This window comes from Bhargavaea ullalensis (assembly GCF_042432615.1).
Taxonomy (GTDB): domain Bacteria; phylum Bacillota; class Bacilli; order Bacillales_A; family Planococcaceae; genus Bhargavaea; species Bhargavaea ullalensis.
Window position 1 is genome coordinate 67,095 of record NZ_JBHLWY010000030.1, and the last position, 24,395, is coordinate 91,489.

The 24,395-nt window shown below is 58.4% G+C and carries 28 protein-coding genes; 4 read left to right on the top strand and 24 right to left on the bottom strand.

Annotated features, from left to right (window positions below; translation table 11 throughout):
• Window positions 1-81 precede the first annotated feature (81 nt).
• Window positions 82-435: a hypothetical protein gene (locus tag ACFFIY_RS07600; RefSeq protein WP_354196592.1), complete on the bottom strand. Its 354-nt coding sequence runs from the start codon at window positions 433-435 to the stop codon at window positions 82-84.
• A gap of 171 nt (window positions 436-606) precedes the next feature.
• On the opposite strand from ACFFIY_RS07600, the gene ACFFIY_RS07605 reads away from it, so the two are divergent.
• The 3 genes from ACFFIY_RS07605 to ACFFIY_RS07615 all read left to right on the top strand — a co-directional run bounded on the left by ACFFIY_RS07605 (window position 607) and on the right by ACFFIY_RS07615 (window position 5,509).
• The gene (locus tag ACFFIY_RS07605) at window positions 607-1,047 is read left to right on the top strand and encodes a helix-turn-helix domain-containing protein (RefSeq protein WP_354196594.1); all 441 of its coding nucleotides are present in this window, start codon (window positions 607-609) and stop codon (window positions 1,045-1,047) included.
• Window positions 1,048-1,133: 86 nt separating this feature from the next.
• The gene (locus ACFFIY_RS07610; RefSeq protein ID WP_354196596.1) at window positions 1,134-2,756 is read left to right on the top strand and encodes a hypothetical protein; all 1,623 of its coding nucleotides are present in this window, start codon (window positions 1,134-1,136) and stop codon (window positions 2,754-2,756) included.
• Window positions 2,753-5,509, top strand: coding sequence for a DEAD/DEAH box helicase (locus ACFFIY_RS07615; protein ID WP_354196598.1), 2,757 nt, complete (start codon window positions 2,753-2,755; stop codon window positions 5,507-5,509). Before ACFFIY_RS07610 ends, ACFFIY_RS07615 begins: the two co-directional genes overlap by 4 nt.
• Window positions 5,510-5,590: 81 nt before the next feature.
• Here the strand turns inward: ACFFIY_RS07615 and ACFFIY_RS07620 are convergent, their stop codons facing one another.
• Window positions 5,591-5,755, bottom strand: coding sequence for a hypothetical protein (locus tag ACFFIY_RS07620; protein WP_354196600.1), 165 nt, complete (start codon window positions 5,753-5,755; stop codon window positions 5,591-5,593).
• 139 nt (window positions 5,756-5,894) lie between these two features.
• A complete protein-coding gene (locus tag ACFFIY_RS07625) occupies window positions 5,895-6,593 on the bottom strand; it encodes a single-stranded DNA-binding protein (protein ID WP_354196602.1) in 699 nt (232 codons plus the stop codon).
• A 323-nt stretch (window positions 6,594-6,916) separates the two neighbouring features.
• Between ACFFIY_RS07625 and ACFFIY_RS07630 the strand changes: the two genes are divergently transcribed.
• Window positions 6,917-7,366 (top strand): YwpF family protein, encoded by a 450-nt coding sequence (locus ACFFIY_RS07630; protein WP_354196604.1) that lies wholly within the window; start codon window positions 6,917-6,919, stop codon window positions 7,364-7,366.
• Between the two features lie 58 nt (window positions 7,367-7,424).
• Here the strand turns inward: ACFFIY_RS07630 and ACFFIY_RS07635 are convergent, their stop codons facing one another.
• The 21 genes from ACFFIY_RS07635 to upp form a co-directional block, all read right to left on the bottom strand.
• Window positions 7,425-7,787 carry a hypothetical protein gene (locus ACFFIY_RS07635; RefSeq protein ID WP_354196606.1) on the bottom strand — a complete coding sequence of 121 codons (363 nt, stop codon included), beginning with the start codon at window positions 7,785-7,787 and terminating at the stop codon, window positions 7,425-7,427.
• A 93-nt stretch (window positions 7,788-7,880) separates the two neighbouring features.
• Window positions 7,881-8,264: a hypothetical protein gene (locus ACFFIY_RS07640; protein ID WP_354196608.1), complete on the bottom strand. Its 384-nt coding sequence runs from the start codon at window positions 8,262-8,264 to the stop codon at window positions 7,881-7,883.
• The gene (gene fabZ / locus ACFFIY_RS07645) at window positions 8,264-8,713 is read right to left on the bottom strand and encodes a 3-hydroxyacyl-ACP dehydratase FabZ (protein WP_354196610.1); all 450 of its coding nucleotides are present in this window, start codon (window positions 8,711-8,713) and stop codon (window positions 8,264-8,266) included. The genes ACFFIY_RS07640 and fabZ overlap by 1 nt, the downstream gene beginning before the upstream one ends.
• Before the next feature lie 38 nt (window positions 8,714-8,751).
• The gene (locus tag ACFFIY_RS07650) at window positions 8,752-9,198 is read right to left on the bottom strand and encodes a DNA-directed RNA polymerase subunit beta (RefSeq protein ID WP_354196612.1); all 447 of its coding nucleotides are present in this window, start codon (window positions 9,196-9,198) and stop codon (window positions 8,752-8,754) included.
• A gap of 66 nt (window positions 9,199-9,264) precedes the next feature.
• Entirely contained in the window at window positions 9,265-10,260 is a 996-nt protein-coding gene (locus tag ACFFIY_RS07655) for a rod shape-determining protein (protein ID WP_354196614.1), read from the bottom strand.
• Between the two features lie 247 nt (window positions 10,261-10,507).
• On the bottom strand, window positions 10,508-10,792 hold the full coding sequence (locus ACFFIY_RS07660) for a sporulation transcriptional regulator SpoIIID (RefSeq protein ID WP_354196616.1): 285 nt from the start codon (window positions 10,790-10,792) through the stop codon (window positions 10,508-10,510).
• A 303-nt stretch (window positions 10,793-11,095) separates the two neighbouring features.
• On the bottom strand, window positions 11,096-11,761 hold the full coding sequence (locus ACFFIY_RS07665; protein ID WP_354196618.1) for a peptidoglycan DD-metalloendopeptidase family protein: 666 nt from the start codon (window positions 11,759-11,761) through the stop codon (window positions 11,096-11,098).
• Between the two features lie 30 nt (window positions 11,762-11,791).
• Entirely contained in the window at window positions 11,792-12,724 is a 933-nt protein-coding gene (spoIID, locus tag ACFFIY_RS07670; protein ID WP_354196644.1) for a stage II sporulation protein D, read from the bottom strand.
• Between the two features lie 350 nt (window positions 12,725-13,074).
• The gene (murA, locus tag ACFFIY_RS07675) at window positions 13,075-14,376 is read right to left on the bottom strand and encodes a UDP-N-acetylglucosamine 1-carboxyvinyltransferase (RefSeq protein WP_354196620.1); all 1,302 of its coding nucleotides are present in this window, start codon (window positions 14,374-14,376) and stop codon (window positions 13,075-13,077) included.
• A gap of 402 nt (window positions 14,377-14,778) precedes the next feature.
• Window positions 14,779-15,015 carry a DUF1146 family protein gene (locus ACFFIY_RS07680; protein ID WP_354196646.1) on the bottom strand — a complete coding sequence of 79 codons (237 nt, stop codon included), beginning with the start codon at window positions 15,013-15,015 and terminating at the stop codon, window positions 14,779-14,781.
• 101 nt (window positions 15,016-15,116) lie between these two features.
• The gene (locus tag ACFFIY_RS07685; protein WP_354196622.1) at window positions 15,117-15,521 is read right to left on the bottom strand and encodes a F0F1 ATP synthase subunit epsilon; all 405 of its coding nucleotides are present in this window, start codon (window positions 15,519-15,521) and stop codon (window positions 15,117-15,119) included.
• Window positions 15,522-15,545: 24 nt separating this feature from the next.
• Window positions 15,546-16,961: a F0F1 ATP synthase subunit beta gene (gene atpD / locus ACFFIY_RS07690; RefSeq protein WP_354196624.1), complete on the bottom strand. Its 1,416-nt coding sequence runs from the start codon at window positions 16,959-16,961 to the stop codon at window positions 15,546-15,548.
• Between the two features lie 57 nt (window positions 16,962-17,018).
• Complete coding sequence (gene atpG, locus ACFFIY_RS07695) at window positions 17,019-17,876, bottom strand: ATP synthase F1 subunit gamma (protein WP_354196626.1); 858 nt, start codon at window positions 17,874-17,876, stop codon at window positions 17,019-17,021.
• 42 nt (window positions 17,877-17,918) lie between these two features.
• The gene (gene atpA / locus ACFFIY_RS07700; RefSeq protein ID WP_354196628.1) at window positions 17,919-19,430 is read right to left on the bottom strand and encodes a F0F1 ATP synthase subunit alpha; all 1,512 of its coding nucleotides are present in this window, start codon (window positions 19,428-19,430) and stop codon (window positions 17,919-17,921) included.
• Window positions 19,431-19,457: 27 nt separating this feature from the next.
• On the bottom strand, window positions 19,458-19,997 hold the full coding sequence (locus tag ACFFIY_RS07705; RefSeq protein WP_354196630.1) for a F0F1 ATP synthase subunit delta: 540 nt from the start codon (window positions 19,995-19,997) through the stop codon (window positions 19,458-19,460).
• Window positions 19,994-20,530, bottom strand: a complete 537-nt coding sequence (atpF, locus tag ACFFIY_RS07710; RefSeq protein WP_354196632.1) for a F0F1 ATP synthase subunit B — start codon at window positions 20,528-20,530, stop codon at window positions 19,994-19,996. The genes ACFFIY_RS07705 and atpF overlap by 4 nt, the downstream gene beginning before the upstream one ends.
• 141 nt (window positions 20,531-20,671) lie before the next feature.
• Window positions 20,672-20,884, bottom strand: coding sequence for a F0F1 ATP synthase subunit C (gene atpE / locus ACFFIY_RS07715; protein WP_354196634.1), 213 nt, complete (start codon window positions 20,882-20,884; stop codon window positions 20,672-20,674).
• 62 nt (window positions 20,885-20,946) lie between these two features.
• Window positions 20,947-21,657, bottom strand: a complete 711-nt coding sequence (atpB, locus tag ACFFIY_RS07720) for a F0F1 ATP synthase subunit A (RefSeq protein WP_354196636.1) — start codon at window positions 21,655-21,657, stop codon at window positions 20,947-20,949.
• 8 nt (window positions 21,658-21,665) lie between these two features.
• Entirely contained in the window at window positions 21,666-22,058 is a 393-nt protein-coding gene (locus tag ACFFIY_RS07725; RefSeq protein ID WP_354196638.1) for an ATP synthase subunit I, read from the bottom strand.
• Window positions 22,059-22,420: 362 nt separating this feature from the next.
• Window positions 22,421-23,542, bottom strand: coding sequence for a non-hydrolyzing UDP-N-acetylglucosamine 2-epimerase (wecB, locus tag ACFFIY_RS07730; protein ID WP_354196640.1), 1,122 nt, complete (start codon window positions 23,540-23,542; stop codon window positions 22,421-22,423).
• Window positions 23,543-23,577: 35 nt separating this feature from the next.
• On the bottom strand, window positions 23,578-24,207 hold the full coding sequence (upp, locus tag ACFFIY_RS07735; RefSeq protein ID WP_354196642.1) for a uracil phosphoribosyltransferase: 630 nt from the start codon (window positions 24,205-24,207) through the stop codon (window positions 23,578-23,580).
• Window positions 24,208-24,395: the final 188 nt, after the last annotated feature.

Genomic DNA, 24,395 nt, shown 5'->3' on the forward strand with positions numbered 1-24,395 from the left:
CTACTTCCATCTTACCATAATTATATGAAAGCGCATACAAAAAAATCCGGGCTTTTCCGCCAATCCCGCCCCGTGCCCCTTTTATTCTTCTTCCGTCACTTTCCGGTCGGGCCGCCGGCTGCCGTCCAGGAAAAAGCCGAACCGGTCGTCTCCAAAGTCCAATACGTAGGAAGACATGAACTGCGGTCCGTATTTCCGGAAGCCCTCCAGGCTGGCTGCCTGCTTGTCAAACGCCACCTTGCCGCTTCCAAGGTCGATCTCCACATTTTTCAGCATGAACGGACCGTAGGGAAGATAAGTGAACTTGCCGACCGCCGTGCGACTTTCCTGTATGACCACCGGCCCTCCGCTGCCTGTTCCCCACTGGACCAGGCGCCAGCTGCCGGCAGTCCATCCGGCGGCCGGAGGGTTGATTTTGATTTCATAGCGTGCCATGCCCATGCCTCCTTTTCAATTCAACACAGATTTCCTATTATTTTTACAATCTTCCATTAAGAAAAGCCGAGAATCGACAATTTGTCGTTTATTCCGTCGACATTTTGTTGATTCGGCCGCCTCCGCCCTTCCGAACCGCTATTTTGGGCACAAGAGAAGGGGGACGGACCATTGGCAATCCACGAGAAGTTCAAGGAGTTCCGGGAAGATGTGCTTCAGATCAGGCAGCGGGAGGCGGCCAGGCGGCTCGGCATCGATCCCGCCGCCCTCTCGAATTATGAGCTCGGCAAGCGGGATTTCCCGTACGACCTGCTCCTCAAGGCGAAAGAGGCGTTCAATATGACCGATGAGCAGTACCTGGCGATGTTGCTCGGCCGCCCCTACGGAAAGGGGCGCAAAGATGCCGAGCGGTTGTCCGCAGAGACGAATGAGGCGAAGGCCCGGTACTATTCGCGCTTCGCGGATGCATATGGTGACTTGATCCGCGATTCTCCGGAACTGCGGGAACTCATTGTCCTGCTTGCAGCCCAGGAACCCGCGGTGCGGCGGGAGATGCTCAACCTCGTGAAGGGCATGGTGGAGATGTACAGAAAGATGAACCGGCTGCCATAAGGTTTTCGGCTCCGTTTACGATTCGCTCCCCGAGTCGTATAATGGAGGGAAAGCCTTTTTTTATTGTGAAGGACGGGGGTTCTCCCATGAATACATTGTTGCCGGCGTTCGCCGGACTCTACGAAAACGAAATCAACGGTGCACTGGACCGGCTGAAGTTGATCGCCGATCCGTCTTCGGAACCGGCGGAGCGGATGATCCGTGAAGCGGCGATGCTCGTGCGCAATGACCGCCTCCGGCTCGTCGATACGGATGAACGGTACGGAACGGTGCGTTTCACGACGCGGGATTTCCCGTTCGCCGAGATCATGCTCATGCTGCCCGCGCAGCGGGCGGCTTGCAGCATTCACGGGGACCGCGGCTGCGAGCATACGGCAGCCGCCTGGTTCACGGCCTATCAGCACATCGGCTCGCTGTCGGACTGGCTGCGCGAGTGGCGGCAGTCGGGCGTTTCCCGCTATCAGCCGAATCGCGCGCTTGAACAGACGCCGCAGGCCTGGCGCGGGATGCTCGACCGGCTCACGGAACGGTTCCATTCATTCGGCGAATCGGTTCCGTACCATATCATATCCGAGGAGCTCGGCCTGTTTCGGCAGCAACTCCGCTCTGTTGAGCCGATCGAGCAGGAATGGAAGCCGCTGTTCCGGCTGTACGCCTCGCTTTATGCGCTTCATGCGGTGACAGCCGGCTTTTCCGGGCGGGGGTTCTCGATCGGATACGACCGGTGGCAGTTCAGCCGGATGCTCGACAGCCTGATCGACGACATCCGCGACAGCCTCGCCCGTCTGTCGACTTCACGCCGTTTGTTCGCGGCGGACCCGTTTTATGCAGATCTTGAGGAACTGGTCCGTTCGTTCACGCTTCGTTCCGCACATGCCCGGCAAATGTGGATCACCATCTACCGGAATGTGTGGACTTCGCTGTTCACCGGACAGAGCGCACGCGAGCGTGAACTGGAAGTGCTCACCGGCCTGTCCGTAGAAAGGGAAGCAACCGATGGCAAGTCGATAAACCCGGCCGGATCTCCGCTTCCGCTCATGAAGGCATGGATCGCCGTCCTGCTCGGTCGTCCGGCAGACGAAATCGGCATGCCGGACGGTTCAGAAGTGCCCGGTGCCGCGCTGCAGTTCACTTCCTGGCTTGATCTGGCGGGCTACCTGGCGAAAAATGACGAACCGGAAAAGGCACGGGACATCATCGTGTCGCTCTCCCCCCTCATCACGCCTTACATGGAGTCTGTTTCGTTCATCGAGCAGCGCAAGACGGCGGCGGAACTTTCGGATCTGTGCCGGGAGACGGACATGCCGGAAGAAGAGACGGCCGCAATGCTGCTCCGGTGCGGCTCGGCCGCGGAGGCGGAATATGCGGAATTCCTTATTGGCCGCGGCCGCTACCGCGAGTGGGCCGCCTGGCATCTCCTGAACCGTTCGAGTTTTGACCGTGTGGAAATGTCGGGACTGAAGACGCTCATCGATGAAGCGCCGATGGAGGCGATATCCCTTTGCCACACCCATGTCACCGACCAGATCGCCCTGAAAAGCAGGGGCAACTACCGGGAGGCCGTCCGGATTTTGAAGAAGATGAAAAGGGCGGCCAAGAAGGCGGGCCGGACCGACTGGTGGAATGATTATCTGTCCGTTTTGCGCAGCAGGCACTCCCGCCTGCGCGCGCTCATGGAAGAGATGGAAAGAGGGAAGCTGACGCTATGAAACCGATGACGCTGAACCGGACAATCCGACTGTCCGTGCGGGAACTCCCGGACGGGCGCTTCGCCCTGTCCGCTGCCACTGAAGGCGGAGAACCGATCTCCGTCCCCCGGCTGAAGGAACTGCTGTTCTTCAGCCATGCCAGGTCGTTTTTCGGCCTTGACGCGCCCGCCGATCCGGATGCGGTCCTCCTCACTCCTCGCGAAGCGGTCGAGACGCTCGGTGCGGATTTTCCGTTCGTTGAGCTCGAAGGCGCATTTGAACGGGACGCCGAACTCCTTGCGGCCTTGAAAGAAGCGGCAGAAATCTGGAACAGCCCGGGGCTTCCCCGCATCGCAGGAGCCGAGGGGGGCGAATTGTTGTTTGCGGATGACCGGGTGTCGGACGGGGCCAGGGCGGTCCTGGACGGTGCGTTCCGTGAACTGCTTGCCGAAGGCGGAATCGGGGCCGACCGTCTCGGTGACGTGATCGGTTTCCGCCGCACCGAAACCGAAGATGCCGCTGTCGGTGAATCGCTTCCGTTCCGGATGGCCGTGCGCCTGTCGGAACCGGAAAGCGGCGAAGACGAGTGGATGTTGGAAACGGTCCTTGTGAACAAGCGCGGCGGCACCCACTGGACGCCGGCCGCCCGGAAGACCGGCCTGCACCCTTCCGGTTCCCTGCCGAAGAAATGGAAAGAATTCGCCGATCCGGTCGCAGCCATGCAGGATCGGATTGCGGGACTGCTTTTTCGGGACGACGAAGCATCCGCCTCCCGGACGCCCGGCTCGTTCCTTTCCGAGCCGCTCGAGGATGCGGAAGTCCGCCGGTTTCTCGCCGAAGACTTGCCGGTGCTCCAGTCGCTCGGCATCGACGTCATCATTCCCGCCTGGCTGAGAGACGCGGCGGAGCGGAAAGTCCGGGTGCGCGCGAAGACGTCCGCCGGTTCATCCGGCACTGCACGGCTTGACGATGCGCTCGACTTCAACTGGTCGTTTTCGCTCGGCGGCGAAGAGATTGCGCCCGAGCAGTTCCGCCGGCTCGTCGAGGAAAAGCGCGAGTTCATCCGTGCGGGAGAAGACTGGTTCCGCCTCGACGCCGCCTGGCTCGCCCGGATCCGCGCCATGATGGAAGAAGCGGAACGCGGCGGCCTGACGGTGAAGGATCTGCTGTTCAGGGATCTCGAAGAAGAGCTGGGCGTATCTGCCGGCGGGATGGATGACGACGAGGAAGACGAGGATCCGCTGTTCGCATTTTCTTTGCAGCAGTCGCTGAAGGAAGCGGTCAGCCGCATCCGGAGCAAGGAAGGCATCCCTTCCGCTCCCGTGCCGGAAGGCCTGCAGGCCGTGCTGCGGCCGTATCAGAAGGACGGCTATGACTGGCTTGTCTTCATGCGCGAGAACGGCTTCGGCGCCATCCTTGCCGATGATATGGGGCTCGGCAAAACGGTCCAGCTCATCGCTTACCTCCTCCATCTTCAGGAGACGGAAAAGGACCGGACGGAAGGCGCCTCGCTCATCATCTGCCCGACATCGGTCATCGGCAACTGGCAGCGGGAACTCGCCCGGTTTGCACCGGATCTTCCGGTGCTCGTCCATTACGGGACCGGACGGCTCAAGGGCGAGTCTCTGGAAGATGCGATCAACCGCACCGGCAGCGGGCTCGTCATCACGACGTACGGCACGTTCATGCAGGACAGCGAGGAACTGTCGGCCCGCAACTGGTCTTCCGTCACGCTCGATGAAGCCCAGAACATCAAAAACATGCAGACAAAGCAATCGCGGGCAATCCGCAAGCTGCATGGACGGCACCATATCGCACTCACCGGCACCCCCGTCGAAAACCGGCTCGCGGAGCTGTGGGCAATCTTCGACTTCATCCATAAAGGGTACCTCGGGCGGTTTTCGTCGTTTGCCGAGGAATTCATCAGCCCGATTGAGAAAGAGGGATCGGAATCCCGCAAACAGAAGCTGCGGGCCAAAATTGCCCCGTTCCTGCTGAGGCGGACGAAATCCGATCCCGCCCTCATGCTCAACCTTCCCGACAAGCTGGAGGAAAATGAATACGTCCCGCTCACCGAGGAGCAGGCCGCCCTGTATGAAAGCTACATCCGGGAAACGAAGGCCGGCCTCATGGAAACGGAAGGCTTCCGCCGAAAGGGCATCATCCTGAAGATGCTCAGCCGGCTCAAGCAGCTGTGCAACCACCCTGCGCTGTTCCTTAAAGAGCCGTTTTCGGAGCCTGCGGACATGATGGTGCGTTCAAAGAAGCTCGAGCGGATCATCGGACTCACCGCGGACATCGCGGAGCGCGGCGAGCAGGTGCTCATCTTCACACAGTACATCGGCATGGGCGAACTGATCCGCCACTGCCTGTCCGGCCTGCACGGCATCGAGGCACCGTTCCTCACCGGCAGCATGCCGAAAAGCAGCCGAGACCGCCTGGTGGAAGATTTCCAGCGTGGCGAGTTCCCCGTGTTCATCCTGTCCCTGAAGGCGGGCGGCACGGGGCTCAACCTCACCGGCGCCAACCATGTCCTGCATGCCGACCGCTGGTGGAACCCGGCCGTCGAAAACCAGGCGACCGACCGGGCCTACCGGATCGGCCAGGAGCGGTTTGTCCACGTCCGGAAATTCGTCACCCTCGGAACAGTCGAGGAAAAGATCGACCGGATGATTTCGGAAAAAGCGGCGTTGTCGTCAGAGCTCATCCAATCGGGGGCCTGGATCACAGACCTCACCGAAGCCGAGCTCGACGACTTGTTCACGATCGGCTGAAGCGGATCAACCCGATAGCAGACGGCCCGGCCACCCCCATGGCCGGGCCGTCTTTTCCTGTATGCAGTGCCAAGCTCTCACTCAACGCTTCACGACGAGATTCAGGATGTCGGATTCCTGCCGAAACCGGTCGTCCAGCTGCGTTTCCAGATGCACCACCCGTTCATTCATGTGGGCGACAATCCGGATCAGCTGCTCGATCTGCCGTTCGGACTTGACAAGCTGATCTTCAATACGCTTCATCATTCGCTCGTTATCCTTTCGGTTAGGTGGTGGACCGGCCGTGTGCCCTCCGGCCGGACGGTGCAGCGGTCGCACCCATCCGGATCTTCGGGCAGATTGGGCCGGCCGGTTCAGCGGCCGTTGCCGTTCTTTCAGGCTTTCTTCAATGGCGGACGGGCAGATCCGGTGATTCTTCCGCGGGAAGCGCCAGCCCGTCCGGAAGCTCTCCCGTCCCGCGGGCGATCCGGCCGGGACTCACGGCGGCTGCGGCGGGGCCGTGGACAAAGGCGTGGGCGGCGGGCGGTTCATGTCCCTGTACATGGCCGTTATGTACAGGCCGGGTGTCTTGTGCAGCAGAATCCGTGTCGTGCCGGTCGTGCGGAGCCTGTGTGCCCGGCGGGGCGGAGTCATGCCCGACGGACGAAGAACCTTCTTCCCGTGCACGGGGTTGTCCGGAAGCCGGGGCGGCGGGATCCGGATTGCCGGAAGCGGCACCGGTCTCCCGGTCGAACTTGGCTGACAGCATCTCTTCCGCATGCTGTTCCTCGCTTTTGGCGGGCGGCTTCAGCTGCAGGAACTTCAGCTCATCGCACAGCACTTCCGTCACGAACACCCGGGCATCGCCTTTCATGTACGACCGGGACTGCAACCGGCCGCAGACACTGATGAGGGAGCCCTTGCCGCAGTATTCCACGGTGCTCTGGGCCTGCTTGCCCCAGATGGAGCAAAGAACGAAATCAGCTTCTTTGTCCTTGAACTTTTTCTCGACGGCGAGGACGAAGCCGGCCTGGACCGCTCCCCCGGCGAATTTCCGGAGCTCCGGATCTTTGGTGAGCCGGCCGATCAATGCCACCTGGTTCACTTGTTCACCTCCTTCCCTGATTCGTAAATCGAGCATACCCGATGACGGCCGGATCAGGCAAAGCGCCATTTTTCAATTTTGATGGCCCTTTTTGCTTCAAAATTGAATTATGCGCCATGCGGATTTTCTGCGCTTTTTGGAGAATCTCCATGAGGCATGCGGCTTTGTGGCTGTTTTGGCGGGCCTTCATTTTGGAGTTTTGGCAGTTCGGGGATTTATTTTTCCGGAAGGAGACCGGGGGGCGGTCTTTGCAGCCGGCCGGTGGAGAAAATGCCCGGTATGATATACTGGGAAAAGAAGAAATGCATCTGGAGGTGCGGTGCGTGAAATCGTTTAAAATGATCTCGACTTCCTTCGTCAAGGACGGCCATGTTGTCCGTTATCCGCTCATCGACGGCATCATCATCAACCAGGAAGACAGCCATCGTTCATGGATCCTGGAGATGTTCATCGAGAAAAAACATAAGGCTGCGTTTGACACGCTGCTGGAGTCGGGCGAGCTGCTCGACGCCAAAGCCGTCATTTCCTATCCGGAAAACGAACCGGCCGCATTCAAGGTCGCCGTCTATGCGGTGAAGGAGATCGGCGACAACATTTCGGTTTTGATGAAAGGCACGCTGAAGCGGATCCGTTCGCAGTATGCCGAGCAGCTGCTCGAGGAGCTGGTCAACCAGGGGCTTGAAGGACAGGCCCTCGTGGAGCGCTTCACCCGGGACATGAAGACCCGTCCCCAGCTTCGCCGGGACCGGGACTCCGACCGGACGACGGATTAAAAAAACGGATAAAGAAACACCCCGGCAAGAGCGCGGTCGCCTTTGCCGGGGTGTTTTGTCATTTCCCGTTGCCGTTGCGGTTCAGGTCGTCTTCCATGATCCGGTTCTGGTCGTTGTTCATCGTGCCGTTGTTCGTGTCGGTGTCGTTGAACTCACCGAATCCCGGACCGGTGCCGTCGCGGTCGATCGGACCGTTCGTGCCCCCGTTGTTGTTGTTCCGGTCGATCCCGCCGGTGCCGGTGCCATTGTTGTCCATGCCGTTGTTTCCGTTGTTGTTGCGGTCGTTCGGCATCATGTCATTGCCGTTGTTGATGTCCTCCATCGGCGTTTCATTGTCCGGTGGCAGGGCGTCGTTGTTCGTGTTGCAGCCGCCAAGTATGGCCGCCGTAGCAAGAAGTGCCGGTGCCGCTTTCTTCCACATTAAAAAACCTCCCAAGGCTTTTTTCATCACACGGGCCCATGCGATGATTTAGGTTGGCCGTTTGCGGGAGGTTCTATCAACATTTGCGCTTTCCTATTTCAGCCTGCCGGCGAGCAGGCTGTGAACGTATGTTGCTTCCGATCGGCACGCATACTGATATTGCGTGTCGAGTTTTTCCTGCATCCATTCGATTTCGGCGATCAGGTCTTCGGAAGGCGGCTCTTCCACGACAGAAGAGACCGTCTCGTTGATCAGCTGGGCGACCGACGCATGGAATCCCGCATTCGCCCTCAGGCTTTTCGGCAGCTCTTCCAGCAGCTCGGTCTCGAACGTGACATACCTTTTCCAATAAGCGAGAAAGTCCTCTGAATCAAAGGCCTCCTCATTCCATCTGCGCTGATCCATGTACCGGATAAACGAATTGCGGATGGATTTCTTGAGCGCCGGCAGAAGGCCGGGGCCAAGGGACAGCGCCATCAGGCGTCCTTCCCTTCGCCGGCGACCGGTCCGAGGGCGAAAAGGATGTCGGCTTCACATGCAATTTCACCGTCGACTTTGGCGATGGCATGGCCTTTGCCCATCGAGCCGCGCAAACGGGTGAGTTCGACTTCCAGATCGAGCCGGTCGCCCGGCTTCACCTGGCGCTTGAAGCGGCAGTTGTCGATGCCCGTGAAAAAGGCGAGGCGCCCGGCATTTCCTTCGATGGACAGGACGGCGACCGCGCCGACCTGGGCAAGCGCTTCGACAATGAGCACGCCCGGCATGACCGGATACCCGGGAAAATGCCCGTTGAAAAAGTCTTCGTTGATCGTGACATTTTTAAAGCCCGCCGCCCGCTTGCCTTCTTCGATCTCCGTTATCCGGTCCACAAGCAAAAATGGATAGCGGTGCGGCAGAAGCGCCTGGATCTGTTCTGTTGTCAGCATTCGATTTCCCCCTTATGTATGTGCGGATCGGACCGCAATCATTCCTCGCCCTTGATGATGTCGAGGATATGTTTCCATGTGTCCGGCTTCAATGCATCGACCGGCTTGCCGTCTCCGAGGATGCCGTAGCCGAACATGAGGCCGAGGGCGGCTGCGGCCGCGACGGCCAGGATGACGAGGATCACCCGCAGCCAGATCGGGATCATGCGGATCCGGACCCACCGAGTGCCGGAACCGCCCGTTTCTTTTTCTTTCTCGGCCGTGCCGGCCCCGCGCTCCGCTTTTTGTGCGGCGGCTGTCCGGCGTTTTTCGATTTTGCGCTTTTTCCGTTCCTCGGCGCGTGCCTGCTCACGCTCCGCCGCCGCATTGGTGGCGCGGAGCACGCGCCCTTTTTCCGCAGGGACGCCGGCCGCCTTTGCGGTTCTCCGCGCGGTGCGACTGTTTTCTGCCGATGTATTCATTTCGGTTTTTCGGTTTTCATTCATTGCAATGGCTCCCTGTTCGCCGGTGCGGTCTGATCAGGCCTGGGCCGTCCGTCCGTTCCGTTGGATTCATTTCTTCTGGAAATTGGCCCGGCGGTGGTCAAGCAAGATGCCGGTGCCGGCAACTACGCAGGTGAGCGGATTCTCCGCCAGATACACCGGGACTTTCAGTTCTTCGGACAGCAGCTTGTCCAGCCCGTCCAGCAGCGCACCGCCGCCGGTCAGCGTGATGCCGCGGTCGATGATGTCCGCGGACAGTTCCGGCGGGGTCTGTTCCAAAACGTTTTTCGCCCCCTGGACGATCGTTCCGAGCGACTCTCGGATCGCCTCGTACACTTGCGGCGTCGTGACCGTGACCGCCTTCGGAAGCCCTGTCGCGAGGTCACGTCCCCGGATGTCGATCGACTTCTCCTCACTTCCCGGAAATGCAGTGCCGATCTCCTTTTTAACGAGTTCTGCGGTGGCTTCCCCGATGAGCAGCCGCTCATTCTTTTTGATCGACTGCAAAATATTCCGGTCGAATGTATTGCCTGCCACTTTCACTGATTCTGATGTGACGATGCCGCCCATCGACAGCACGGCGATGTCGCTCGTCCCCCCGCCGATGTCGATGATCATATTGCCGCTCGGCTGGTAAATGTCCATTCCGGCCCCGATCGCCGCAACTTTCGGCTCTTCCTCGATATAGACCCGTCTGGCGCCCGCCTTGACCGATGCATCCTGGATCGCCTTCTGCTCGACCGCCGTCACTTTGACCGGGCAGCAGATGAGGATCCTCGGCTTCGTCAGGAACCCCTTCACACCGAGACGGTCAATGAACTTCGTCAGCATTTTTTCGGTCATGTCAAAATCGGCGATGACGCCTTCCTTCAGAGGGCGCACAGTCTCAATCGTGCCCGGGGCCCGGCCGATCATGCGGTGTGCCTCCGCTCCGACCGCCAGCACCCGTTTCGTCTTCGGCTCGATCGCCACGACAGACGGCTCGTCCAGCACGATTCCCTTGCCTTTCACGTGAATGAGCACATTCGCCGTTCCGAGATCGATCCCGATATCCTTAGAAAACATATCCGCGCCCCTTCCGCCCGGCTTCACGCCCGGGTTGATGCTATCTGTACCATTCTATCATAGCGGAAAGCGGTTGAACATAGCGGCGCCGGACGGTTTGCGCGCTGATCCGGGGGCGTGAAGATCTGACGATCCCCCGCTTTTCCCGGCCGGTTCCGGCTCCTTAAGCTGCGGGGAGCTGCTTTGATTTCCATCAAAAAAATACGCCCGCCCACCCCGGAATCGGTCTCCGGGAGGACGGGTGGCATCAGTCGGATTCGGCGTGCTGCCCGTCCTCCCGGGCGGGACCGCTCCGCCATTTCCTGCGGGTGGCTTCCCCGCCGCGCAGATGGCGGATGGCTTTGTGGTAGGCGAGCACCCTGGCGACTTCTTTTGCCAGGTCCCCGTTCACGTCCGGGAGCCGCTCCGTCAGATCCTTGTGTACCGTACTTTTGGAATAACCGGTCGTCCGCGCGAGGGCACGGACGGTGGAACCGGTCTCCAGCAGCAGTTCCCCGAGCATGAGGCATCGGCGCCGGATATGTTCGTGCACGTTCTCTTCCTTTCCTCTTGTCGGAACGCTTTCCACAACGTATGCGAGCAAGAAGACGTTCAGACCGCAAAACCGCACAGACGGCGGTTTTTGCCCGGAAATTCATGAAACCTGCGTCGGAAGAACGGCTTTCCGGGGAGCGTTGCTTTTATCCGCAGGAGCGTTATCTTTATCCGGGGGAGCGTTGCTTTTATCCGCAGGAGCGTTATCTTTATCCGGCAAAACGTTATCTTTATCACCTGGACCCGAACTGTAAGGATAAGCAGCAAAAAAGACGGGAGGCCCCGCCTTCCCGTCTCTGGTTCAGAACGCCAAGTATTCCCCAGGGTTCACGGCCACGCCGTCCTTGGTTACTTCAAAGTGCAGATGGTTGCCGGCTGTCGGGTTCCATTCGTTGGAAGTGGTCGTCGCAATGACGTCTCCCTGGCTGACCGCATCGCCTTTTTCGACAAGGATGCCGGTGACGGATCCGTAGGTCGTCTGAAGCCCGTTGGCATGCTTGATCGTCACACGGTTGCCGGTGAACTCATCAAGCACGATGTCCTCGACCGTTCCGCTGAGGGCGGCCACGACTTCAAACGGTTCTTCCCCGTTTGACAGGGACATGCCGCTGTTCGTCACGTACGACTGGTGGAAGACGAGAAGCGCCTTCTCCCGCTGTTCTGAATCTGCTTCCATGTCATAGAACTCCTGTACGACCTGCATGCTGTCGACGAGCGCTTCATCGAACGGGAACTTCATCATCTCGTTCTCGGCGTTTGTTTCGATCGTCACCTCGCCGCCCTTTTCGGAACCGGACTTGGCGACTTCCTGCTGTTCTGCCTGATCATCTTTTACGACTGCCTGATACGTCCAGACCATCCCGACAAATAAAAGCGCGAAACCGGAATAAATGGCCGGCCAAAACCAGGCGGACTTCCTGCTTTTCTTCTTCTGAGAAGGAGTAGACGGTTTGTTCTCTTCTCTCATGTTCATCACCTCAACCGCAGTGTCGGCAGGTTAAGGTAATTTTAAACATGCGGGATCATCAGGATTCAACTTTTTTATCTCGGTCCCGCTGTAATAATGAGAGAGGATCTTGTCGGCCTCCCAGCCCGCTTTGGCATAGGCCTCCGCGCCGTACTGGCTCATGCCGACACCGTGCCCGAATCCTTTCGTGAACACGTGGACCACCTTCAGGTCGGGATCAAACGCGATGTCAAAGTCGGTGGACCGCAATCCGAGCTTTTCCCTCACGTCGCGGCCGGACATTTCAAAGTTGTCGGCCACCGCCGACTGAACGCGGCCGGTCTCGTTTCTTTTCAGCTTCAGGGTCCGGAACCGGTCCGCCGTCCATTCGGATCCGAGGGCTTTATTCCACGCCTGCAGCGTGACGGTGACCGAGTCTTCAAACGCCGGGGCGACCGCCTCCTCCCCGATACTCTCGACGCTCTGCAGGTAAGGGATGTCATTTCCTCCGTAGTTCTTCGCCGTCTCGGTCCGTCCGTTGCTTGTCGAGAAGAACATGGCGGAGATGAGCTCCCCTTCATGGATGAGCACGCGCCCCGCGGTTTCCTCCACTGCCCTCCTCACTTTGCGCTCATTTTCGGCGAATGACTTGTCCCACAGCTTCCGGCGCTCGGACTCCGTCTTGTACACCTGGTGGGCGGTGCTCGTCTTGATCGCCCCCTGGCTGCTCCCTGCGAGCCGCAGTGCATAAGTACGGGCAGCGACCGCCTGCGCCTTCAGCGCCTCCTCGTGGAAATTGACTGGCATTTCCCCGGCGACGACGCCGACCACATACTCCTCGAGCGGGACAGGCTGCGGCTCCCCCTCCACCTGCAGGACCGCCTCACAGACCGCCCCTTCCTCCGCGGCCGGATCCTCCGTCCCGGACCCCGCCGTCTGCTCCGGCGCGTCGGGCTTGTCCGCCGTCTCCTCCCACGATCCCATCAGCAAAATCGGAATGAAAAACAATAAAGCGACTATAAGGACTCCCCATAATTTGTTCATAGCCGATTGTATGAGGAAACAGGGGCGGATATGAAGGAAGGCCGGTCCCCGGATGCGTACGGCTCAAGGCCCGATGCGTACGGCTCAGCGCCGGATCCGTACGGTTCAAGCCCGGATCCGTACGACTCGCGGCCATAAAAGAAAACCCGTACGGCTCAAGGCCCGATGCGTACGGCTCGGCGCCGGATGCGTACGGTTCAAACCCGGATCCGTACGACTCGCGGCAAACCCTGCCGTACCACAACACAAAAAAAGCACCCCGTCGCCAGGGTGCTCGTTCATCAATATGATCAAACCGTTTCGGTCACGCGCTCTTCGGCGTGGGATTCGTCGTTGACCCGGCAGATGTCTGCGCCGAGGTCGGCGAGTTTGCCGTGGAAATTGACGTAGCCGCGGTCGAGATGGATAAGTTCTGTGACGCGTGTGATGCCGTCGGCTGCGAGGCCGGCGAGGATGAGTGCCGCGGCGGCGCGCAGGTCGGTAGCGGCGACTTCTGCGCCTTGAAGTTCGGACGGGCCGTCCATGATGACGGAACGTCCTTCGATTTTGACGGAAGCGTTCATGCGCCGGAATTCTTCGACATGCATGAAGCGGTTCTCGAATACAGTCTCAGTGAGGACGCCGGTTCCTTCAGCCGTCAGCATGAGCGCCATCATCTGCGACTGCATGTCGGTCGGGAAGCCGGGATACGGCATCGTCTTCAGGTCGACCGACTTGAGCGGCTTGTCTGCACGGATGCGCAGGCCGTCGTCGGTGTCGTCGATGTCGATGTTCATTTCCTTCAGCTTGGCGATGAGCGCCGCGCTGTGTTCCGGCACGGCGTTTTCGATCGTCACGTCTCCGCGCGTGATGGCGGCGGCGACCATGAACGTGCCGGTTTCGATGCGGTCCGGGATGATGTGGTGGACGGAGGCACGGAGCCGGTCGACCCCTTCGATCCGGATGGTATCGGTTCCTGCCCCGACGATGCGCCCGCCCATCTCGTTGATGTAGTTGGCGAGGTCGACGATTTCAGGTTCTTTCGCCGCGTTCTCGATGATCGTCGTTCCATCGGCGAGGGCTGCGGCGGACATGATGTTCTCCGTCGCTCCGACGCTCGGGAAGTCCAGATAGATCCTGGCACCCTTCAGGCGGCCGTCAACCTTCGCCTCGACATAACCGTTGCCGAACGAAATGGACGCGCCCATCGCCTCGAACCCCTTCAGGTGCTGTTCGATCGGGCGGGAGCCGATTGCGCATCCGCCCGGCTGTGCCACGCGGGCAAAGCCGTTGCGGGCGAGCAGCGGGCCCATGACAAGGATCGATGCGCGCATCTTCCGGACATATTCGAACTGGGCTTCGCTTGAAAGCGGCATCGACGCGTTAATGCGCACTTCGTTCAACTCGGGTTCGAATTCCACGTCGGCGTTGAGGCTTCTCAAAACTTCGTTGATCGTGTATACATCGGTCAGAATCGGGACATCCTTGATGATGTTCGTCCCTTCGGATGACAGGAGCGCGGCTGCGAGAATCGGGAGCACCGCATTCTTCGCTCCTTCTACACGGACGGTCCCTTTGAGCGGGCGTCCGCCTTTTACAATAATCTTATCCAATATAAGTCCCTCCGGCTTCTCTCTTCTTTAAGTCGGTCCATTGCCTGTTCATCAGTGCGGCCCTGTTTCGGGCTGCCTGAATTGCGGCGCCCCCGGGTCCGGTAACTTTCTTCTAAAAAAGCTCACACAACATCAAGTGTACAATGGTTCACCATCTGTTTCAAGTGGTGGCCGCGCCATTCGCCATGATTCGGGCCCATTCCGCACACATTACCTTTAATGTACGCACCCGAAGGTGTTTTGGTGTCGGTCCATGACCCGGAGCGACCGGGTCTTCCGTCCTAATTTGTCATTCCCTATCCCTTTTACTTGCAAACTTTCAGAAGGAAAGTTGTTTTGCCCTGCATGGACGCAAACAGGAAAAAGGCGCCGGCCTGTGCACGTCGATGCAGGACATCCGTTTCAGCTGAATAGACCCGGAAGCTGCCTTGACCAATAGGATATGTCCAGAAAGAAATTCGATACTGCCGAACCGATGGCGATACTTAACAAAATAAACAGCAGCTGAGCTTGGAATACCCGATTTTTCCGAATCCATGCATCCGGCATGACCGCCTGCAGTGCATAAAATGAAATGCCGATGAAAAAGATGTGGGAAATGAGCCCCGTCGCCGACTGGAATGCAAAATAATGATCCATCATCACCGTTCACTCCGCTTCATAAAAAATAATTCAAAATAAAAAAACAGGCGGGCAGGAGTTGATTCTCCTGCCCGCCTGATCTGTCTGGCCTTGTCGGATCAAAAGTTTCCTTTTGCGACATTCAAGCGGTTCATCGCCCGTTTGAGGGACAGTTCGGCACGCTTGAAATCAGTGTCATCCTGTTTGGCCTGGAGCCGGCCCTCGGCGCGTTTCTTCGCCTCGATGGCGCGATCCGCGTCGATGTCTTCGGACAGCTCTGCGGCCTGGGCAAGGATGGTGACCTTGTCCGGACGGACTTCCAGGAAGCCGCCGCTCACGGCAACGCGCTCAGTGCCATTTTCTTTGTTCAGGCGTACAGCGCCGATCTCAAGCGGCGCCACCATCGGGATGTGGCCGGGGAGAATCCCGAGCTCACCGGTCGAAGTGACCGCGATGACCATGTTCGCTTCCGAGTCATACACCGGACCGTCGGGAGTGACGATATTCACTTTGATTGTGCTCATTGTTTCCCCTCCTGGTCAGGGTAATTAGACTTCAACGCCCATGCCCTTCGCTTTTTCAACGACTTCCTCGATGCGGCCGACAAGTCGGAATGCATCTTCCGGAAGGTGGTCATAGCGTCCGTCAAGAATTTCACGGAAGCCTTTGATCGTTTCGGCGACCGGTACGTATGAACCCTTCTGGCCGGTGAATTGCTCCGCAACGTGGAAGTTCTGCGAAAGGAAGAACTGGATGCGGCGTGCGCGGTCAACGATCATTTTGTCATCATCGCTCAGCTCGTCCATGCCGAGGATGGCGATGATGTCCTGTAGCTCTCGGTAGCGCTGGAGTGTCTGCTGGACTTCACGGGCAACCGCATAGTGCTCTTCGCCGACGATTTCAGGAGAAAGCGCACGGGAGGAAGATGCGAGCGGGTCAACCGCAGGGTAGATCCCCATCTCGGAGAGGCTCCGCTCCAGGTTCGTCGTCGCGTCAAGGTGAGCGAACGTCGTGGCAGGAGCCGGGTCGGTGTAGTCATCCGCAGGGACGTAGATCGCCTGGATGGATGTGACGGACCCTTTGTTCGTGGAAGTGATCCGCTCCTGCAGCTTGCCCATCTCGGTTGCCAGCGTCGGCTGGTAACCAACCGCGGAAGGCATGCGGCCGAGAAGTGCGGATACTTCGGAACCGGCCTGTGTGAACCGGAAGATGTTGTCGATGAAGAGAAGAACGTCCGCGCCTTTTTCGTCACGGAAATATTCAGCCATCGTGAGGCCGGTGAGCGCAACGCGCATCCGGGCACCCGGCGGCTCGTTCATTTGCCCGAAGACCATCGCCGTTTTCTTGATGACACCGGAATCGGTCATCTCGAAGTACAGGTCGTTCCCTTCACGGGTACGCTCGCCGACACCTGCGAAGACCGAGATCCCGCCGTGTTCCTGGGCGATGTTGTTGATCAGTTCCTGGATGAGGACCGTCTTGCCGACGCCCGCGCCGCCGAAGAGGCCGATCTTGCCGCCCTTGATGTAAGGGGCAAGGAGGTCGACGACTTTGATGCCGGTCTCGAGGATCTGGACATCTGTCGTCAGTTCTTCGAATTTAGGCGGTTCACGGTGGATCGGGTCACGGCGCTCGCCTGCAGGGATTTCTTCTGCAAGGTCGATTGTGTCGCCGAGTACGTTGAATACGCGGCCAAGTGTGATATCGCCGACAGGGACCGAGATCGGTGCCCCCATGTCGGTTACTTCCGCACCGCGCTTCAGGCCGTCCGTGGAGGACATGGCGATGGCGCGAACGGAATCGTCGCCGAGGTGAAGGGCGACTTCGAGCGTCAGCGTCTGAGACGCTTCGTTTGGACGCTCGATCTGGACTGTAAGGGCATTAAAGATTTCAGGCATGTTGCCGCCGTCGAACTTCACGTCGACGACAGGACCCATAACCTGGAGGATATGTCCTTTGTTCATGCTGTTCCCTCCTGTCTGAGTGCTGCCGTGAGGTCACGCACGGAAAGGGGTGCGCGCTTATTCGAGCGCGGCAACCCCGCCGACGATCTCCGTAATTTCCTGGGTGATCGCCGCCTGGCGTGCACGGTTGTATGTGAGTGTCAGATTATCGATCAGTTCCATCGCGTTGTCGGTCGCGCTCTTCATCGCCGTCATGGAGGATGCGTGCTCGGAGGCCTTGCCGTCAAGCAGCGCACCGTAAATCAGGCTTTCCGCATATTGCGGGAGGAGCACTTCGAGGATGGCTTCCGCGTCCGGTTCGAACTCATAGGAAGCCGTCGCCGTCACCGCGGCCATATCCGTCAGCGGAAGGACCTTTTTCTCGGTCACTTCCTGGCTGATGGCGCTGATATAGTGGTTGTAGAACATATACAGCTCGTCATATGTGCCGTCGATGAAGTTTCCGACAGCGTCGCGGGCGACATCTTTGATCTCGGCGAATGACGGGTGATCCGAGATGCCGAGGACGCTGGCGGCCACATTGTAGCCGAGTTTCGTAAAGAAATCGACACCGTGGCGCCCGATGGAAAGGATGACGACTTCATCTTTGGATGCATGCCGTTCCTTGATCTTGTTCAGAGCCGCCTTGAGGACGTGGGAGTTGTACGCCCCTACGAGCCCGCGGTCGGAAGTGATGACGAGATAGGCGGTCTTCTTGACCGGCCGGGTCTCGAGCATCGGGTGGGTCGCGTCAGGCGCACCGGCTGCAATCGCCCCGATCACTTCCTGGATCTTCTCCATGTACGGGTTGAACGATTTCGCGTTCAGCTCCGCCTTGGTCAGCTTGGAAGCCGATACCATGTGCATCGCCTTCGTGATCTGGCTCGTCTTTTTCGTGGAGGTGATCCGGCTCTTGATTTCGCGTAATGATGCCATCGGTTGTTCACCACCTTATCGTTTTTGGATCAGATCCGTGACTCAGTCTTCGGAACGGACGAATGTCTTCTTGAAGTCGTTGATGGCAGAAGCCATATCTTCGTCCGCAGGAAGTGCCTTCGTCGTGCGGATTGTATCCAGAACGTCCGCGCGGTTGGCGTCCAGCCAGCTGTAGAATTCGGATTCGAAGCGGAGGATATCCTGAACCGGAACGTCATCGAGGAAGCCGCGGGTCAGCGCATAAAGGATCGCCACTTGCTTTTCGACTTTGATCGGCTTGTTCAGGTCCTGCTTCAGCACTTCAACGGTGCGGGCACCGCGGTCGAGCTTCGCTTTTGTCGCCGGATCAAGATCCGATCCGAACTGGGCGAAGGCTTCGAGTTCACGGAAAGCCGCAAGGTCAAGACGCAGCGTACCGGCAACTTTCTTCATCGCCTTGATCTGCGCGGAACCGCCGACGCGGGAAACGGAGAGGCCGGCGTTGATCGCCGGGCGCACGCCGGAGAAGAACAGGTCGGACTGAAGGAAGATCTGTCCGTCCGTGATCGAGATGACGTTCGTCGGAATGTAGGCGGAGATGTCCCCTGCCTGTGTTTCAACGAATGGCAGCGCCGTGATGGAGCCGCCGCCGAGGTCGTCGTTCAGCTTCGCTGCACGCTCAAGAAGGCGCGAGTGGAGGTAGAAGACGTCACCCGGATAAGCTTCGCGGCCCGGAGGACGGCGGAGCAGGAGGGAAAGTTCACGGTAGGCAGCCGCCTGCTTCGAAAGGTCGTCATAGACGACGAGGACGTGCTTGCCCTGGAACATGAATTCTTCGCCCATCGTGACACCTGCATACGGAGCCAGGTAGAGAAGCGGTGCAGGGTCGGAAGCGCCTGCGGACACGACGATCGTGTAGTCGAGCGCGCCGTTTTTGCGGAGCGTTTCAACGAGGCCGCGCACCGTGGACTCTTTCTGTCCGATGGCGACGTAGATGCAGATCATGTCCTGGTCTGCCTGGTTGAGGATCGTATCGACTGCTACCGATGTTTTCCCGGTCTGGCGGTCACCGATGATGAGTTCCCGCTGGCCGCGGCCGATCGGAACGAGTGCGTCGATCGCCTTGATGCCTGTCTGGAGCGGTTCGTCGACGGATTTACGGGCCATGACGCCTTGTGCCGGGCTTTCAATCGGACGTGTTTTTCCTGTTTCGATCGGGCCCATGCCGTCAAGCGGCATGCCGAGCGGGTTGACGACGCGGCCGATCAGCTCATCGCCGACCGGTACTTCCATGATGCGGCCGGTGCGGCGCACTTCGTCGCCTTCCTTGATCTCGGTGTATGGTCCGAGGATTACGATACCGACGTTGTTCTCTTCAAGGTTCTGGGCAAGGCCCATGATGCCGTTGGAGAACTCGAGCAGTTCGCCGGCCATGACGTTGTCGAGGCCATGCGCGCGGGCGATCCCGTCACCGACGGTAATGACGGTGCCGACATCGCTGACTTCCAACTCAGATTGGTAGTCCGCAATCTGCTGTTTGATGAGAGCACTGATTTCTTCAGCTTTGATGCTCATGCATGTCACCCCTTCATTTCAAAAGATTTATGCGTTGACCAGATCACGCTTCAGGTGATCCAGCTTTGTTTTGAGGCTGTTGTCGTAGATGCGGTTTCCGATGCGGATCCGCACGCCGCCGATGAGCGACGGGTCGACGATGTTCTCGATTTGGAGCGAGCCTTTGCCGATTTTGGAGGCAAAGACGGTCGACAGCTCCTGCTGTTCCCCTTCGGTGAGCGGCCGGGTCGAGTAGACTTTCGCTTCCGCGATGCCTGCCGACTCATTGGCCATCCGGATGAATTCATCCGCCACATCCGCTGCTTCACCGATGCGCTGGGCATCGGTGAGGACGAGCAGCAGATTGACCGTCAGGATGTCCGCACCCGCGAACATTTCCTTCAGCATTTCCTTTTTCTTCGTTCCGGTGATTTTCGGCGAGCCGAGGAGCGCCCGGAGATCCGCAGATCCCCTGAACACTTTCCGGAGTTCCCTCATATCATCCTGGATCAATTCAAGCTTGCCCTGCTGGCGTGCCACTTCAAACAGTGCGAGGGCGTAGCGGTTCGCAGCCACGGAACGGCTCATTGGCCTTCCCCTGCCTTTTGGATTGTCTCTTCAATGAGGGCACGGTTGTCCTCTTCGGAGATTTCCTTGCCGAGCACTTTCTCCGCCGCGAGGATGGACATCGAGACGAATTCTTCTCGGACGGCCTGGATGGCCTTTTCTTTTTCGTTTGCGATTTCCGCCGCTGCGTTGTCGCGCATGCGGACGGCTTCGGCACGGGCGGTCTCCATGATTTCAGCACGCTGGGCATCGCCCTGCTGCTTTGCATTTTCAACAATCGCCTGTGCTTCCGTGCGTGCTTCCTTCAACAGTGCGCGCTGCTCTTCAAGCAGGTTCGCGGATTCGGCGCGGCTCTTTTCGGCTTCTTCGATTTCGGAAGCGATGAGCTCCGCACGCTGATCCATGATGCCCATGAGCGGGCCCCACGCGAACTTCTTGAGGAGGAGCATGAGCAGCAGGAAGAAAACGATGGTGACGATGATGTCACCCGTGTTCAGTCGTTCAAAAAATCCTTCGCCGGCTGTAGCGGCCAGGACGAAATGGTCCAAAGACACGATTGTCTCACTCCCTTCGGAAACTTGGGGGAGCCTGTTTGCGGCCCACCCTGCAGATGGTCATGCATGCTTATGTCTGTACATAAAGGAATGGCGAAAAGATTCAACCGATGCTCTTCGCCATTTTCAGATCTGCTATGATTATTTGTTCATGACGATGAACGCGATGACTGTCGCGATGATCGGAAGGGCCTCGACGAGTGCGACCCCGATGAACATTGTCGTCTGCAGGACACCGCGTGCCTCTGGTTGACGTGCGATACCTTCTACTGTGCGGGAAACGATCAGACCGTTACCGATACCGGCGCCGAGGGCACCCAAACCGACTGCGATTGCTGCTGCCAAAAGACCCATTTTATAATTTCCTCCTAAGTGTTTGTTTTGTTTTGTCAGCCCGATTTTCGGGCATCATATGATCAATGGTCCGTGCTCACTTTGTGAGACATGTACACCATCGTCAACATAACGAAGATGAACGACTGGATCGCCCCGATAAAGATCGAGAAGCCCTGCCATGCCATCGCTGGAACGATTGCTCCGAGGAATCCGACGAAACTTGCGGAACCAAGGCCTGCGAGAAGCCCGATGAGGATCTCCCCCGCGTAGATGTTCCCGTAAAGACGGAGACCGAGCGTCAGCGTGTTTGCAAATTCCTCGATGACCTTAAGCGGTGCGAGGAACGGCATCGGCTGAGCGAATCCGCCGAGGTACTTCTTGAAGCCGAGCATTTTGACTCCATAGTAGTTGGTCAGAACGACGACCATGACTGCAAGCGTCATCGTGATGGTCGGGTCTGCAGTCGGCGACTTCCACCACAGTTTGTGGTCCCAGACGACCGAGAATGGCAGCCCCAGCATGTTCGCGACGAAGATGAACATGATGAGCGTCAGGCCGAGCAGGTGGAAACGTCCGCCTGTCTTCCAGTCCATGTTGCTCTTGACGATTCCCTTGACGAAGTCCATGACCCACTCCATGAAGTTCTGCATGCCGGTCGGCTTCAGACTCAGATTTCGGGTCGAGATGAACGCAATGAGAAAGACGATTAGGCATGTAACCCCGAGCATAAGAATATTCGATGGGTTGAACGTCAGTCCGAGCCATTCGAATTGGGGGTTTTCATGGTTCATTTATTGGTTCACCTCTCTTTCTCCCCAGGATCCTGGTGTTTCAGATGATAAATGATCCGTTCTGCCAGCATGAGGCCATACGGGATCATTAAACCGATCACCGTGGCGATCAGGTCAAATGTCTCCGGCAGCGAAATGGCGATGGCCGCCGCCGCGACGCCCGAAGCGAATCGGATGCCGGAACCGAGCGAGGGCGCCCGGGTCCCGGCCGTCAGCGTCCGGTCGAACTTCTCCATCCTCCTGACGAGGATCCAGAAGTTGTACAATCCGAAGAGAATCCCGAGAATGAGCCCGGCAAACACTTTCGGCCATGGGGCGAATCCCCACCCGAGGACAAGCAAAGCAAGCAAAAAAAAGAGAGCCCTCTTCTGCCTATTGTGGATCTGCCGCAAATTCTCCATTGTCGAGGTCTCCCGCATCGTATTTCCGGCCGGTTTCTGCCTGTCGGAGCGAGTATAATAGAATGCAGTAACAGCAAGCGCACGCAGCGTCCGAAAACGCCTGTAACCCTTGTCATTCTTACCCTTTGCAAGCATACAACAGGGGCGAGAATGATGTCAATTGATTCCCGTGAAATTCTTCACAAGCCGCTATTTTTGTCAAAGATTCGACATACTTCAGAAAGCGTCCGGAATGGTGAGAGATTCACCCGGTTCCGGATGATTTTTTGGGTGGCCCAGGACAAAAATCAACCCGCCCGGCACACTCGGCTTTTGCCAAGTATTGCCGGACGGGCTGCAATTTTATACATATTTTTCTGAAATCATTTTTGTTTTTCCATATAATCGATCAGGGCACTGACGATTCTCTCCGACGCGTGTCCGTCACCGTACGGATTGGCCGCCTTTGCCATGGACGCATAGGCGGCTTCGTCTGACAGCAGCTCATCGGCCAGGCGGAAGATCGTTTCCTCGTCGGTCCCCGCCAGCTTCAGTGTGCCTGCCTCGATCCCTTCCGGACGCTCGGTCGTGTCACGCAGGACGAGGACCGGCTTTCCGAGCGACGGGGCCTCTTCCTGTATGCCGCCGGAGTCGGTGAGGATGAGATGAGACCGTGCCGCGAAGTTGTGGAAATCGACCACTTCAAGCGGATCGATGAGCCGGACGCGCGGATTGTCGCCGAGGATCTCATCCGCGACTTCCCGGACGGCCGGGTTCAGATGCACCGGATAAATGACACGTGTGTCTTCATGCTTTTCAAGCAGCCGGCTGATCGCCCGGAACATATGGCGCATCGGTTCTCCCAGGTTTTCGCGCCGGTGGGCCGTCAGCAGGATGATCCGGTCCCCTTCCGCCTCATCCAGGATCGGGCTTTCGTATGATTCGTCGACAGTCGTCTTCAGCGCGTCGATTGCCGTGTTGCCCGTGATGAAGATCCGGTCTTCCGGCTTGCCTTCCGCGATCAGGTTCGCCGCGGACTTTTCGGTCGGGGCGAAATGAAGATCGGCAAGGACACCGGTCAACTGGCGGTTCATCTCCTCCGGGAACGGCGAATACTTGTCCCATGTCCGGAGGCCCGCCTCAACATGGCCGACCGTGATGCCGTTATAGAATGCGGCAAGACCTGCGATGAATGTCGTCGAGGTGTCGCCGTGTACGAGGACGACGTCCGGCTTCGCCTCCTTCATGATCCGGTCAAGTCCTTCGAGTCCGCGTGTGGCGACGTCGATGAGCGTCTGCCGGCTCTTCATGATGTTCAGGTCAAAGTCCGGCTCGATCCCGAACGCATGAAGTACTTGGTCGAGCATCTCCCGGTGCTGTGCGGTCACCGTCACGATCGGCTCGATTTGTTCCGGATGCTTGTTCAGTTCCAGAACGAGCGGCGCCATTTTGATCGCTTCGGGCCGCGTGCCGAAAATGGTCATCACTTTCCATCTCTTAGTCAATCTGTGTCACCATCCAACATTATTTTGTGCTGTTCTTATTTGGTGCCGAACAGCCGGTCGCCCGCGTCGCCGAGCCCGGGAACGATATAGCCGTGGTCATTCAGTTTTTCATCAAGCGCCGCGATGTAGATATCGACGTCCGGATGTGCATCTGCCAGCGCCTTCACGCCTTCGGGTGCGGCGATGAGGCACATGAACCGGATATGCGTCGCACCCCGCGTTTTCAGCGAATCGATTGCCGCGATGGCCGAGCCGCCGGTTGCGAGCATCGGGTCGACGACGATGAACTCCCGCTCGCCGACATCCGAAGGAAGCTTCGCGTAATATTCGATGGGCTTGAGTGTTTCCGGATCGCGGTAAAGCCCGATGTGCCCTACCTTGGCTGTCGGAATCAGCTTCAGGATTCCATCCATCATGCCGATGCCGGCACGGAGGATCGGCACAATGCCGAGTTTCTTGCCTGCCAGGACATACGATTCCGCCATCTGGACCGGCGTCTCGACTTCCGTTTTGCGCAGCGGAAGGTCCCTCGTGATTTCATAGGCCATGAGCGTCGCCACTTCGTCGACCAGCTCCCGGAATTCCTTCGTCCCGGTGTTCACGTCGCGGATGAATGTCAATTTATGCTGAATGAGCGGGTGGTCAAATACATGCACTTTCCCCATCGTTTTCACTCTCCTGTTCACCGGCCGGGTGAGTCCCGGCCGCCTGTATATGTTCTCAACCTGTTCATTATAACAATGATTCATCCGCGGCGCACCGGCGGAAGGCTTTGTCATGAAAATGGGCCCTACGTCAATTGTTGGGGTGAGGACATCGTCCTCACTCTTTTTTAGGCCACATGAATTTCCAA